Origin of the sequence: Bradyrhizobium sp. LB8.2 (genome assembly GCF_040548035.1) — a bacterium.
Lineage (GTDB): Bacteria > Pseudomonadota > Alphaproteobacteria > Rhizobiales > Xanthobacteraceae > Bradyrhizobium.
This window is the reverse complement of sequence record NZ_JBEPQV010000001.1, coordinates 40,848-53,793: the sequence shown is the minus strand read 5'-3', so window position 1 is coordinate 53,793 and position 12,946 is coordinate 40,848. Positions and strand designations below refer to the sequence as shown.

Sequence of the window (12,946 nt, the reverse complement as noted above, 5' to 3'; positions counted from 1 at the left end):
CCTGCGGCTACGGCTCGGCTCAATCTCGTTACAAACGTAACACCGGCTTGCTGCAACGCAGCGGCATGGGCCTGCTGCGAAAGCACGAATTGACTTCAACTGAGTCGTTGCGACAGATGAGCGCAGGAACGCGGTGATGACCGCGATCCAACGACAAGCTCCGGGAGGAGACCACATGTTCGATCGACGCGACCTGCTCAAAGGAGCGGGCCTTGCCGCTATTACGGCCGCACTGAATTCAAGCAAGGCGCTGGCACTCGACACCGTCACCCTGCCCTTCGCCAATGGCGACCGGCCGTTGGTGAAATATCCGCAGAAGCGGCCGATGATCGGCCTGACCGCCCGGCCGCCGCAGCTCGAGACGCCGTTCGCGGTGTTCAACGATGGCCCGATCACGCCCAACAACGCGTTCTTCGTGCGCTATCACCTTTCCGACCTGCCCTACAATCTCGACCCCGACAAGTTCACGCTCGAGATCAAGGGCAAGGTCGACAAGCCGCTCAAGCTGTCGCTCAAGGACATCAAGAAAATGAAGGCGAGCGAGATCGTCGCCGTCAACCAGTGCTCCGGCAACAGCCGCGGCCTCGTAGAGCCGCGCGTCGCCGGCGGCCAACTCGCCAACGGCGCGATGGGCAATGCGCGCTGGCGCGGCGTGCCGCTAAAGGCCGTGCTGGAGATGGCGGGTGTGCAGGCCGGCGCCAAGCAAGTCGTGTTCGGGGGCTTGGACGGCCCGGTCAGCGACAAGACTCCGGATTTCGCCAAGGCGCTCGACCTCGACCACGCCACCGACGGCGAGGTGATGCTGGCATATGGCATGAACGGCGAGGATCTGCCGTTCCTCAACGGCTTCCCGCTGCGCCTGATCGTGCCCGGTTATTACGGCACCTACTGGGTCAAGCATCTCAACGAGATCACCGTCATCGACAATGTCTATGACGGCTTCTGGATGAAGTCGGCCTATCGCATTCCGGACACCCCGAACAATGCGATCGAGCCCGGCACCGCGCCGAAGGCGACGATCCCGATCAGCCGCTTCACCATTCGCTCCTTCATCACCAGCGTCAGTGACGGAGCCAAGCTGAAATCAGGCGGCACGACGCTGCGCGGCATCGCCTTCGACGGCGGCAAGGGCATCAAGGAAGTCGCGGTCTCCACCGACGGCGGCAAGACCTGGACCAGCGCCAGGCTCGGCAAGGATCTTGGCAAATACTCGTTCCGTGAATGGAAGCTGCCGGTGAAGCTCGCGGCCGGCTCCCACGAGCTCAAGGTGCGCGCCACCGGCAATGGCGGCGAAACCCAGCCGGATACACCGCGCTGGAATCCGGCGGGCTATCTACGCAACGTCGTCGAAACCGTCCGCGTCACCGTGGCCTGAGGGGAATGATCATGCAGCGCACCGTTTTCCCCGCCATCACGCTCGCCCTCGCCGCCGTGGTGGGCTCGGCACTTGCAGCACCGGTCAATTACAAGACCCCCGATGAGGTCGCGGCGTTCAAGCCCGGGCCCAATCTCGAAGTGGTTCAGGGCAATTGCACAGCCTGCCACTCCTCCGACTACATCAACACGCAGCCGCCGATGAAGGACAAGAAAGGTTTTTGGCAGGCCGAGGTCACAAAGATGATCAAGGTCTATGGCGCGCCGATCGACGATGCCGATGTCGGCAAGATCGTCGATTACCTGGCCGCGACTTATTGACGGATGGCGCGTGACGTACGGACCAATTGACCGCGAAACGGGCAAAACCGGCAAAAACGCCGCGAAGTTGAGCGGAATTCGGCGAAATGCCGATGTGGTTTGAGCTACCAAGCCAACGACATTCCGCGTATCGTATTAGGACCGAACCGGCCGGTTGGCGGGGACTGGCGGTTCGAGATCTCGGAGGAAGACCCGCGGAGAAGTCGTGATGGCTAAAGGTACGGTCAAGTGGTTCAACCCGACGAAGGGTTATGGATTTATCCAGCCTGCGTCGGGCGGCAAGGATGTGTTCGTGCATATCTCGGCAGTGCAGAAAGCCGGTCTGTCGTCCCTGAACGAAGGACAGACGGTGGAATACGAAGAGATCGCAAACCGAGGCAAAAGCTCCGCAGAGAACCTCAAAGTATAAGCCCGCCAGCTTTTGCTACCTCCCGGGTCGATCCGGGAGCCGGGCCAAGAAAATTTTAGAAGTCGGTCAGTGCATTCGACGACAGGCGTTGCGATTGCACACGGAGAACTATTTTCCCCGCGAACACCGCTCGTTCAACGCCGCAGCAATGACAATCGCGACAGCACTTCGTTAATCCACCGGCAACGGTGCGTCGCGCTTGATCTCTTCCATCACCGCATAGGTTCGCGTCTCGCGCACGCCCGGCATCGACAGCAAGGTCTCGCCGAGGAAACGCCGATACGCGGTCATGTCCGCCAGCCGCGCCTTCACAAGATAGTCGAAGCCGCCGGCAACCATGTGACACTCCAGCACTTCGGGCGCGAGTTTCACCGCGCGCGCAAAACGCTCGAAATTATCCGGCGTGGTCTTGTCGAGCAGCACCTCGACGAACACCAGGAGCCCGAGGCCGAGCCGGTGCGGGTTGAGCCGCGCGCCATAGCCTTCGATAAAACCCTCCCGCTGCAAACGCTTCAACCGCTCGCCGATCGAGGTCGGAGACAGCCCGATGCGTTCGGCGAGCTCGACATTGGCGATGCGCCCATCCTGCTGCAAAATCGAGAGGATTTTCCGGTCGGTTCGATCAAGTTCCATGTTTTGTAAGGCCAAGTCGCTGGTATGCTTCATTTTCTAAGGCAAATCAGCTAATTTGTCTATCGAGCTATGGTAGCGCGGGCATTATCCTGGATTCCAGCCACAGGACACGCCATGCCGAACATTCCGCCTCCCTTCTCCGCCGCTTACGCGCCCGATGATGCTGAGATCGCCGCGCGGCTTTTGCCGGCTGCACATCTCAACCCGCCACAGGAGGCGCGGATCGATCGCACCGCGACGCGGCTGATCGAGGCCATCCGCAAGCGTGACGACCGGCTTGGTGGGGTCGAGGACATGCTGCGGGAGTTCGCGCTCTCGACCAAGGAGGGCCTCGCCTTGATGGTGTTGGCCGAGGCGCTGCTGCGCGTGCCGGACGCGCGCACCGCCGACCAGTTCATCGAGGACAAGCTGGGCGAAGGCGACTTCATCCATCACGAGACCAGGTCCACCGCCTTCCTGGTCAACGCCTCGGCCTGGGCGCTCGGCCTCTCGGCACGGGTGATCCAGCCCGGCGAGACGCCCGACGGCACCATCGGCCGACTGGTGAAGCGGCTGGGCGCGCCGGCCGTGCGCACCGCCACGCGCCAGGCGATGCGGCTGATGGGTAATCATTTCGTGCTGGGGGAGACCATCGAGCAGGCGCTGGAGCGGGGCCGGCCGCGCTCCGGCGAGACACCGCGCTATTCCTTCGACATGCTCGGCGAAGGCGCGCGCACGGCCACTGACGCCAAGCGCTATTTCGACGCCTATGCCAGTGCCATCGAGACGATCGGCAAGGCGGCCGGTAACCATCCCCTGCCCGACCGGCCCGGCATCTCCGTCAAGCTCTCGGCGCTGCATCCACGCTTCGAGGCGATCAGCCGCGACCGCGTGATGCGCGAGCTGGTGCCGCAACTGCTGGACCTCGCGCAGCGCGCCAGGGCCCATGATCTCAACTTCACCGTCGATGCCGAGGAAGCCGACCGGCTGGAGCTGTCGCTCGACGTGATCGCGGCAACGCTCGCCGATCCCTCCCTTGCCGGTTGGGACGGGTTCGGGCTCGCGATCCAGGCCTATCAGAAGCGCGCAAGCGCCGTGATCGACTATGTCGATGCGCTCGCCCGCGCGCATGACCGCAAGCTGATGGTGCGGCTGGTGAAAGGCGCCTATTGGGACACCGAGATCAAGCGCGCCCAGGAGCGCGGGCTCGACGGCTATCCCGTGTTCACGCGCAAGACGATGACGGATCTGAACTACGTCGCCTGTACTCAAAAGCTTTTGAGTCTGCGGCCGCGGATATTCCCGCAATTCGCCACCCACAACGCGCTGAGCGTCGCGACCGTTCTGGAGCTTGCCGGCGAGAGCGGCGGCTTCGAATTCCAGCGCCTGCACGGCATGGGCGAGGCGCTCTACGAGCAGCTTGCCAAGGATCATGCCAAGAACCACCCCGACATTGCCTACCGCACCTATGCGCCGGTCGGCAGCCATCGCGACCTGCTCGCCTATCTGGTGCGGCGCCTGTTGGAGAACGGTGCCAACTCCTCCTTCGTGGCGCAGGCGGCCGATTATCGTGTGCCGCTCCCGGCGCTGTTGCAACGGCCGGCCGACGCCATCGTCCGGCCGCAGCAGGCGGCCCATCCAAAAATTCCGCTTCCCTGCGATCTCTACGCGCCGGAGCGCCGCAATTCGCGCGGCGTCGAATTCGGCGCGCGCGCAGCGCTCGACCGGTTGCTGGCGGACGTCGAGGCCGAGACGGCCGACCTCAAGCCTGTCACTGAGGCAACGCCGGATCAGGCCAACGCGGCAGTGGCCGCGGCGCGCGCGGGCTTTGCCGCCTGGAGCCGGACTCCGGCAGCCGCGCGCGCGGCAGCGCTCGAGCAGGCCGCGCATCTTCTTGAGAACTGCGCGCCCCATTTCATCGCACTGCTGCAACGCGAGGGCGGCAAGACGCTCGACGATGCGCTGTCGGAGCTGCGCGAGGCTGCCGACTTCTGCCGCTATTATGCCGCGCAGGGCCGCAAGCTGTTCGGCAACGAGGTCGCGATGCGGGGCCCAACCGGCGAGAGCAACACGCTCGCCATGCGCGGCCGCGGCGTCTTCGTGGCCATCTCGCCATGGAATTTTCCGCTGGCGATTTTCCTGGGCCAGGTCACGGCCGCGCTCATTGCCGGCAACAGCGTGGTCGCAAAACCCGCCGAGCAGACGCCGCGCATCGCGCGCGAAGCCGTAGCTCTGCTGCACGAGGCCGGCATCCCCGCAAGCGCGCTGCAGCTCGTCACCGGCGACGGCCGGATCGGCGCCGCGCTGGCCGCGCACCCCGATATCGCTGGAATCGTCTTCACCGGCTCGACCGAGGTCGCGCGCAGCATCAATCGGGCGCTGGCGGCCAAGGATGGGCCCATCGTGCCGTTGATCGCGGAGACCGGCGGCATCAACACCATGATCGCGGATGCGACTGCGTTGCCCGAGCAGGTCGCAGACGACGTCGTCACCTCGGCGTTTCGTTCTGCCGGCCAGCGCTGCTCGGCGCTGCGGCTGCTGTTCGTGCAGGAGGACGTCGCCGACCGCATGATCGAGATGATCGCGGGTGCGGCGCGCGAGCTGAAGATCGGCGACGCGAGCGACGTCGCGACCAATGTCGGTCCGGTAATCGACGTTGAGGCCAAGCAGCGCCTCGATGCGCATATCGCGCGAATGAAGACCGCGGCGCGGCTGCACTTTGCCGGCACCGCCCCGGAAGGCTGCTTCGTCGCGCCGCATATTTTCGAGCTCAGGGATGCCGGCCAGCTCACCGAGGAGGTGTTTGGCCCGATCCTGCATGTCGTGCGCTACCCTGCCGAAAATCTCGAACGCGTCCTGCAAGCCATCGAGCGCAGCGGCTACGGGCTGACGCTCGGCGTCCATTCCCGCATCGACGATACGATCGAGGCGATCATCGACCGTCTCCAGATCGGCAACATCTACGTCAACCGCAACATGATCGGCGCCGTGGTCGGCGTGCAGCCGTTCGGCGGCAACGGCCTGTCCGGAACCGGCCCGAAAGCCGGTGGCCCGCACTACCTCGCGCGTTTTGCGACCGAGCAGACCGTGACGATCAACACCGCAGCAGCCGGCGGCAACGCCGCCCTGCTCGCAGGGGATGAGTGAGGCGCGGCGAGGAGCGTTGCATCCCGGCAAAACATCGGTCTAATGCTGCCCATGACGTGCCCCGCGCCAATTCCAGCGCGCGGGAAACAACAAGAGCGAGGGAGCAACGCCGCGATGGAAAAGGGCATTTTTGCAGGGCTCAAGGTTCTGGACTGCGCGAGCTTCATCGCAGCGCCCGCGGCCGCGACCGTGCTGTCGGATTTCGGCGCCGACGTCGTCAAGATCGAGCCGCCCGGCGCCGGCGATCCCTACCGCAATCTGCCCAACATTCCGGGCTATCCGAGCAGTGAGCACAATTTCGCCTGGCTATTGGAGGCCCGCAACAAGAAGAGCATCGCGCTCGACCTCGCAAAGCCGGAAGCGCAGGCCGTGCTCTACAAGCTGGTGGAAGAGGCCGACGTCTTCATCACCAACATGCCGCCGCCGGTGCGGACAAAGCTCGGCATCACCTATGATCACCTCGCCCATCTCAACGACCGGCTGATCTACGCCTCCTTCACCGGCTATGGCGAGAAGGGCGAGGAAGCCAACAAACCCGGCTTCGACAGCAACGCCTATTGGGCGCGCTCCGGCCTGATGGATCTCGTCCGCGCCGATACCGACACGACGCCGGCCCGTTCGGTCGCCGGCATGGGCGATCATCCCTGCGCCATGGCGTTCTATGGAGCCATCGTCACCGCGCTGTATCAGCGCGAGAAGACCGGCAAGGGCTCGCATGTCGCCTCGAACCTGATGGCGAATGGCGTGTGGGCTGCGAGCGTGCTGGCGCAGGCAAAGCTCTGCGGCGCCAAGTTCGCCGAGCGGCGGCCGCGCGAACGCGCGTTGAACGCGGTCGCCAACCACTATCAATGCAAGGACGGCCGCTGGCTGATCCTGTCGCTGCTGAGCGAGGAGAAGCAGTTTCCGACGCTGGCCAAGTGTCTGGGCCGCGAAGACCTCATCACCGATCCGCGTTTCGCCACCAAACCCGACCGTCACGCCCGCTCGGTCGAGCTGATCAAGATATTTGACGAGACCTTTGCGACCAGGGATCTCGCCGAATGGCGCAAGCTCCTCGATGGCAACGGCCTTGTGTTCGGCATCGTGGGCATTTTGGACGACATCCCGAACGACAAGCAGATGCTCGACAATGAGGTTCTGGTGCCGTTCGAGAACGACACCATGCTCACCATCTCCAGCCCGATCTGGATCGACGGCGCCAAGAAAGTGCAGCCACGCAAGCCGCCCGGCGTCGGCGAGCACAGCGACGAGATTTTGCGTGGCGCGGGATATGACGAGGCCGCGATCAAGCAGCTGCGGTCGAAGGGGGCGGTGGGGTAAGGGACGCGGGCGCCCCCGTCATTGCGAGCGCAGCGAAGCAATCCAGAGTCCCTCCGCGGATGCATTTCTGGATTGCTTCGCTGCGCTCGCAATGACGGCGTGGAGTGATTTCGGTATAACCTCACGGCAACATCCCCTGAGGTCCCATGCCCAGCTACCGCCTGCACTACTTCCCCGAATCCGGCAACAGCTACAAGCTGGCGTTGATGCTGACGCTTTGCGGCGAGAAATTCGAGCCGGTCTGGACCGACTTTGGCGGCGGCGTCACGCGCACGCCGGAATGGCGCAAGAGCGTGAATGAGATGGGCGAGATTCCTGTGCTCGAAGTCGACGGCGTGAAGATGACGCAGACCGCGCCGGTCCTGCTCAAGCTCGCCGACCAATATGGCCACTTCGGCGGCGACACCGCGGACGAGAAGTTCGAGCTGTTGCGCTGGCTGTTCTGGGACAATCACAAGCTCACCGGGTACATGGCGACTTACCGCTTCATGCGCGCCTTCACGCAAAACAACGATCCGCAGGTGCTGAAGCACTTTCGCCGGCGGCTCGAGGATTTCCTCGGCATTCTCGACGGCCATCTTCAGCACAATGAATTCGCGATCGGCGCCAGGCCCACGGTCGCCGATATCTCGATGATGGCCTATCTGCACTATCCGAGCGACGAGCATGGTTTTGATTTCGCGACGAGCTATCCCGCCATCCACGCCTGGCTCGGCCGCATGGCCGCACTCCCCGGCTGGCAGCCGGCCTACGAGCTGCTGCCCGGCAAGCGAATGACGAATTACGCGAAGTGAGGGCGCTCGCTATCGCAGCGCCAGCCAGCCGAGCGTGAACAGAATCCCGCCGACGATGACGACGACCGCGACAGCCCATATACTGACGCGGACGCTGCCGGTGACCTGCTTGGCTTCCTCATTGCGCGCGATCTCGCGATTGCGCTCCTTGTTGGCTTCGCTGGAGTCCGTCATGGTCATCCAAACCGGCTGGAGATAGCGCTAACGCGTCTTGATGAAGCACATGCCGATGCGGCGCGAGGCCGCGGCAGCCTGACAGGTCAAACCTTTAGCACAGCTCCATGACGTAAAACTCCTGTCGGCCGATCCCGATCCCGCATTTTCCAGGGAACAATGCGCGCCCCAGCCGTCCTGATACTCGGTCCCGGCCAACTCGCTATTGCCCCGGGTTTGCGGCCGGCTGGCAAATCCACGTGAGAAATCAGGACGTTTGCCCGCGGCAAACGCGGTCAGGATGTCGCGGCGGCGCACCTGGTCGCCGAGAAAATGCGGCGAGGCCGGCACGATGACGGAGTTGGACGGCTTGTCCGCAAGCCAATCGACGCCCGGGAAATGGAAGCCGCCGATGCCACGGGTCTGGTGGCAGCCGGCACAGGTGACGTCGTTGAGGCGGCGCTGGAAGCCTGCGACCGAGCGGACGTTCTGCAAGTCGATGCCGCGCGCAGCCGCCTGCTTCAGCGCACCGACCACGTCATTGTCGGTGAAAACAGGCTCGCCTTTGCGCTCTTCCTTGCCCTCCCCTTGCATCATGCCGAACTCCGGCTGCAACGAGGAAGCATCGAGGCCGGCGGGCGTCGGCACCACGGCAGCCTTGGCCAGGAATTTTTCAGGGATCAGCACCGTGCCGCGGTCGAAGTCGCGAAGATGATCGGGCGCGAGCAGCCAATCCCTGAGGTCGCGCCAGAGATCGTGGTCGGCGAGGATGCGGTCACGGTCGATCTGGTTCTCCAGCGTCGATTCCTCGAACCGCTTTGTGGTCGCGTCGTATTTGAACACCTTGAGCAGATAGTCGGAGCGGAAATCATGCAGCGCCGATTTCGCTGCAACCGAGATCTGAATGTTGGTCTCGATGCGGTCGAGCATCGCATCGTAAGGATAGAAGCTGCTGCCGATCAGCCCCTGCCAGTCGCCATTGTCCAGCCACCGTCGCGCGACCTCGGCGCAGGTGACCGGCTTGCCGCTCTCGTCCGTCTGGCGCGCATCGCGCGCCTTCATCACCAGATTGAGCGTCATCGGCAGCCGCGTTGCTGCCCTGCTGCCGTCCGGCTTGGTCTCGAAACCCACAAGACGGTAGATCAGCCTGATCTCGCCGCACGAGTCTTCCGCGACGTAGGCACGGTCCATGCGGTTGACGATGCCGGCCAGCACGAACCGGGTATCGCGGGATTTCAGATTGGCCCGATCGAACAATTGCACGTCAAAGCCTTCACCGACGCCGATGGTCTCGGTCGGATAGACCGCCTTTTGCCGGGCCACGTAGCGGTCGAACTCCGCGTCGATTGCTAAGGGAATTTCCTTGAGCTGCGACAACCACGAAAACATCAGATCGGTCGTCAGCGGAAAGTTCGCGTTCCGCTCCGGCCACAGCAGGCGCGAGATCGTGAGTGCATCGTTCTGGTCGAGCTTACGCAGGAGATCGGGATCGGTGATCGCCGTGCCGCGCGTGAGTGACGCGGTCTCTGCCGCCAAAAGCGAAACAACGCCGCCAAAAAATACGACGGCAGCAACGAGAATTCGCAACGCGCGGTTCATGCCTTAGGTAACACCGCGCGGGGACGGCTATTCAAGCAAAAAAGGCGCTTCACATCGTGGTGAAGCGCCTCTTTGGAATTCGGATATCAGTCGCTCAGCGCGCGACGATCAGCCCCTTGCTGGTGACGACCACCCAGCGGCCGTCCTGGCGGCGGATCGCATCGACGCGGCCGACCCCGGGGATGGGGTCACCGGCATAGACCTCGTAGAGGCCATTGCGGCCCTCGACCAGCGCGCCGCCGTTGGAGACGTCGCGCAGCACCCAGCCCTCAACCATCGGCAGCCGGCCGATCTCGGTCTTGGGTGCGGCAGGAGCCGGCGCGGCTGCGGCGGCCGCAGCCTGGGTCGGCGTGATCGAGCCGGTGGTCTCCCTGGCGGGCACGGCGGCCGCGGCCTGGGTGGGCGCCGCGGGCGGGGTGGCACGGAGCTTGTCGACGGACTCGGACAGCTTTGCGATTCTGGCCATCGGCTCGGCCTGCGCTTTCTCGAGCTTGTCGAGACGGTCGTTGGTCCGGTTGAACTGACCCAGACCGGTCTTGGAGGTGTGCTCGACATTCGCCTTGAGCGCGACGACATCGGCGTCGATCCGGGCGACCGAGGATTCCAGCGCGCTGGTGTCGGCGACCTGCGCCGGCGCGGGGCTTGCGAAGTGCATCATGCCGGCGGTCGCGAGCGCGCCGCTGATCGCGCCGACGCTGGCCGCGATCGCCACCACAGCTGCCATAGCCGACAGGCGGCGCTTGCCGCCGGCCTCGCGCGGCTCGTCGGCCTTCACATGCGGGGCAAATTCTTCGCGGTCCCAGGACCGCTCCGCGGGCGCCATGACGATGAGCTTGCCGGGCTTTGGCTCGGGCTTGGTCTCTGCCTTGGGTTCGAGCTTCGGCACATCGAGCCTCGATGCCTCGATTTTCGGCGGCTCGACCCTGACCGGGTCAGGCTTCACTGGATCAGGCTTCACTGGATCAGCCTTGGGCGGCGTCTCGTGGTCGGGGGCAATCGAGGGGGCCTCGATACCGGCAACAGCCGCGACGGCCTGCGGCACGGTCGCTGCGGCTTCAACGGCGCCAGTATCCTGGACGGCCTGCTCGGGCATTGGTTCGCTCACGGCTCAAATACTCCAGTCTCGGTTGACTTTTTGGTAACTTTCATTGCTTGCGAATTCCTTACCTGCGGACCCGCTTACCAAAATTTTAGGAACTCATCCGGGGCCGAATTTGGCCGGCAAAGTGGAACCGGTGTGGCGGCGTGCAACAAATCGTCAGCGGATGCTGCCCTGCGGCAGGCCACGCTCTCTCCGAACGGGCTGTTTGCCCGCTCCTGTTACCCGGCTAACATGTCTGTCCTGTCAGCCAGAACGGCTGTAGAAGGCCCTTGGGGGTGTCATGGCGATCGAGAAGTGCATCAACGAGTTTGGCGTCGATGACATCATCTTCGAGGAGGGCTCGACCGGCCGGGAGCTGTTCGTCGTCCTCGACGGCGAAGTCGAGATCGCCAAGTTGAGCGGCGCCAGAAAGACCACCATCGTCAAGCTCGGCAGGGGCGAATTCTTTGGCGAGATGGCCGTGATCGACGGCTCGGCGCGCTCGGCGACCGCAATCGCGGCAGCGCCGAGCACGAAAGTCATGAGAATCAATCACGCCCGCTTCGTCTATCTCGTCAGCCAGCAACCGGCCTTTGCGCTGATGGTGATGGATGCACTCTCCAAACGCCTGCGCGCGTCCAACGATGTCACCTACCGGGCAGCGCAGTCATGAGCGAGCGCAAGCCCACTTCGTTTCCAATCCTGATGAAGAACGACATCTGCTCGCTGATCCAGGCGGCGGACGACGTCTATCAAATTCGCTTCTCCAACCGCGCCGCCAACGTCTATCTCGTTCGCGGCTCGGTGCGCACCATCCTGATCGATGTCGGGCTGTCGTCGAATTACCCTGCGATGGTGGAATGTCTCAACTTCGCCGGCTGCCCGCCGGAAAAGATCGACATGGTGGTGCTGAGCCACGAGCATCTCGACCACATCGGTGCCGCCTGGCACTTCAACGAGCGCCGCACTTTTGTCGCCGCCCATCGGCTTGCCGCCAACAAGATCATGCTGCGCGACGACTTCTCGATGCTGCGGAAGATGTTCAACGAGCCGAACGTGCCGATCAATATCGACATCTGGCTAGAGGAAGGCAATCTGATCGACCTCGGCAATTTCCGTCTCAACGTGATGCACACGCCGGGGCACACCTCGGCCTGCATCACGCTGTACGACCAGGACAAAGGCCTGCTGTTTGCCGCCGATACGCTCATGCCCGGCGGCGTGATGGGCGGCGTGTTCGGCTCGGGCAGCATCGCCGACTACATCCAGTCACTGGAGCGGCTCAAGGGGCTGAATTCGAAGATATTGCTGTCGGGACACGGGCGGCTGTCGGACACGCCACAGGAGGACGTCCGCATCGCGATTGCGAGGTCACACGGCTTGCTGGAGGACACCGCACAACTGTTCGATGCGCTGGATGCGCGCTCGAACTTCGAGCCGATCATGCAGTCGGTGCGGGATTTGAACAAGCTGGATGATTAGGTGGGCGTGCGGCTGCGTGTGCCTCTTTGCAAAGAAACACGGCGCTTCAACGTCGTCATTGCGAGCGTAGCGAAGCAATCCAGAGTCCCACTGCGGAGACAGTCTGGATTGCTTCGCTACGCTCGCAATGACGGAGTGTGGGCTATCAGCCGGGGCTACATCACAACCGGCGCATCTGGCAATTCGTTGCGATGCGGTCCATGCGGCGGGAAATGCCGCGCCAGCTCCTGCGACACGGCCTCGATGCCGCCGATCACGCCGCGCTCGAACTGGCCCAACCTGAACTCGGCTTCCATCGCGCGGCAGATCTGTTCCCAGCGCTTCACATCAACCTTCGCGTCGATGCCGCGATCGGCGACGATCTCGACATCGCGGTCGGCGAGCAGGAGATAGATCAGGACCCCGTTGTTGTGCGCAGTGTCCCAGATGCGCAAATGCGAGAACACGTCGAGCGCGCGCTCGCGCGCCGGCTGATTGCGAAACAGCGGCCCGCCGTCGAGCGCGCCTTCGACGACGAACCGGACCTGGCCGGAATGCATGGCTTCGCCGCGCTTGATCGCCTGCTCGATGCGGTGGAGCACCCCTTTTGGAAACACCCGCTTGGCCCGCCAATGATGCTGGAGCAGATGCCGGGTGATGCGCTTGATGCTCATG

13 protein-coding genes are annotated in these 12,946 nt (G+C 63.7%); 8 read left to right on the top strand and 5 right to left on the bottom strand.

The annotated features are described in order from the left end of the window. Positions 1–175: 175 nt before the first annotated feature. The 3 genes from sorA to ABIB06_RS00245 all read left to right on the top strand — a co-directional run bounded on the left by sorA (position 176) and on the right by ABIB06_RS00245 (position 2,104). Positions 176–1,375, top strand: coding sequence for a SorA family sulfite dehydrogenase catalytic subunit (gene sorA, locus ABIB06_RS00255; RefSeq protein WP_354047619.1), 1,200 nt, complete (start codon positions 176–178; stop codon positions 1,373–1,375). An 11-nt stretch (positions 1,376–1,386) separates the two neighbouring features. Next, the gene (gene sorB, locus ABIB06_RS00250) at positions 1,387–1,695 is read left to right on the top strand and encodes a SorB family sulfite dehydrogenase c-type cytochrome subunit (protein WP_247441589.1); all 309 of its coding nucleotides are present in this window, start codon (positions 1,387–1,389) and stop codon (positions 1,693–1,695) included. Positions 1,696–1,903: 208 nt separating this feature from the next. After that, positions 1,904–2,104 (top strand): cold-shock protein, encoded by a 201-nt coding sequence (locus ABIB06_RS00245; protein ID WP_007596519.1) that lies wholly within the window; start codon positions 1,904–1,906, stop codon positions 2,102–2,104. Between the two features lie 171 nt (positions 2,105–2,275). Here the strand turns inward: ABIB06_RS00245 and ABIB06_RS00240 are convergent, their stop codons facing one another. After that, positions 2,276–2,737, bottom strand: a complete 462-nt coding sequence (locus ABIB06_RS00240; RefSeq protein ID WP_007596520.1) for an Lrp/AsnC ligand binding domain-containing protein — start codon at positions 2,735–2,737, stop codon at positions 2,276–2,278. 114 nt (positions 2,738–2,851) lie between these two features. Between ABIB06_RS00240 and putA the strand changes: the two genes are divergently transcribed. From putA to ABIB06_RS00225, 3 genes are all read left to right on the top strand, one after another. Next, a complete protein-coding gene (putA, locus tag ABIB06_RS00235) occupies positions 2,852–5,863 on the top strand; it encodes a bifunctional proline dehydrogenase/L-glutamate gamma-semialdehyde dehydrogenase PutA (RefSeq protein WP_354047622.1) in 3,012 nt (1,003 codons plus the stop codon). A 114-nt stretch (positions 5,864–5,977) separates the two neighbouring features. Continuing rightward, on the top strand, positions 5,978–7,183 hold the full coding sequence (locus tag ABIB06_RS00230; protein ID WP_354047623.1) for a CaiB/BaiF CoA transferase family protein: 1,206 nt from the start codon (positions 5,978–5,980) through the stop codon (positions 7,181–7,183). 146 nt (positions 7,184–7,329) lie between these two features. Further along, positions 7,330–7,977, top strand: a complete 648-nt coding sequence (locus ABIB06_RS00225) for a glutathione S-transferase family protein (protein WP_354047625.1) — start codon at positions 7,330–7,332, stop codon at positions 7,975–7,977. 9 nt (positions 7,978–7,986) lie between these two features. Here ABIB06_RS00225 and ABIB06_RS00220 read toward each other — a convergent pair whose 3' ends face one another. From ABIB06_RS00220 to ABIB06_RS00210, 3 genes are all read right to left on the bottom strand, one after another. Continuing rightward, positions 7,987–8,151: a hypothetical protein gene (locus ABIB06_RS00220; RefSeq protein ID WP_247441577.1), complete on the bottom strand. Its 165-nt coding sequence runs from the start codon at positions 8,149–8,151 to the stop codon at positions 7,987–7,989. Between the two features lie 27 nt (positions 8,152–8,178). Next, a complete protein-coding gene (locus tag ABIB06_RS00215; RefSeq protein WP_354047627.1) occupies positions 8,179–9,729 on the bottom strand; it encodes a hypothetical protein in 1,551 nt (516 codons plus the stop codon). Between the two features lie 94 nt (positions 9,730–9,823). After that, on the bottom strand, positions 9,824–10,822 hold the full coding sequence (locus ABIB06_RS00210) for a hypothetical protein (RefSeq protein WP_354047714.1): 999 nt from the start codon (positions 10,820–10,822) through the stop codon (positions 9,824–9,826). 289 nt (positions 10,823–11,111) lie between these two features. Between ABIB06_RS00210 and ABIB06_RS00205 the strand changes: the two genes are divergently transcribed. Continuing rightward, positions 11,112–11,483 carry a Crp/Fnr family transcriptional regulator gene (locus ABIB06_RS00205; protein WP_354047629.1) on the top strand — a complete coding sequence of 124 codons (372 nt, stop codon included), beginning with the start codon at positions 11,112–11,114 and terminating at the stop codon, positions 11,481–11,483. After that, positions 11,480–12,292, top strand: coding sequence for an MBL fold metallo-hydrolase (locus ABIB06_RS00200; protein WP_354047631.1), 813 nt, complete (start codon positions 11,480–11,482; stop codon positions 12,290–12,292). Before ABIB06_RS00205 ends, ABIB06_RS00200 begins: the two co-directional genes overlap by 4 nt. 155 nt (positions 12,293–12,447) lie before the next feature. Here ABIB06_RS00200 and ABIB06_RS00195 read toward each other — a convergent pair whose 3' ends face one another. Further along, positions 12,448–12,945: a TPM domain-containing protein gene (locus ABIB06_RS00195; RefSeq protein ID WP_354047633.1), complete on the bottom strand. Its 498-nt coding sequence runs from the start codon at positions 12,943–12,945 to the stop codon at positions 12,448–12,450. Position 12,946 lies beyond the last annotated feature (1 nt).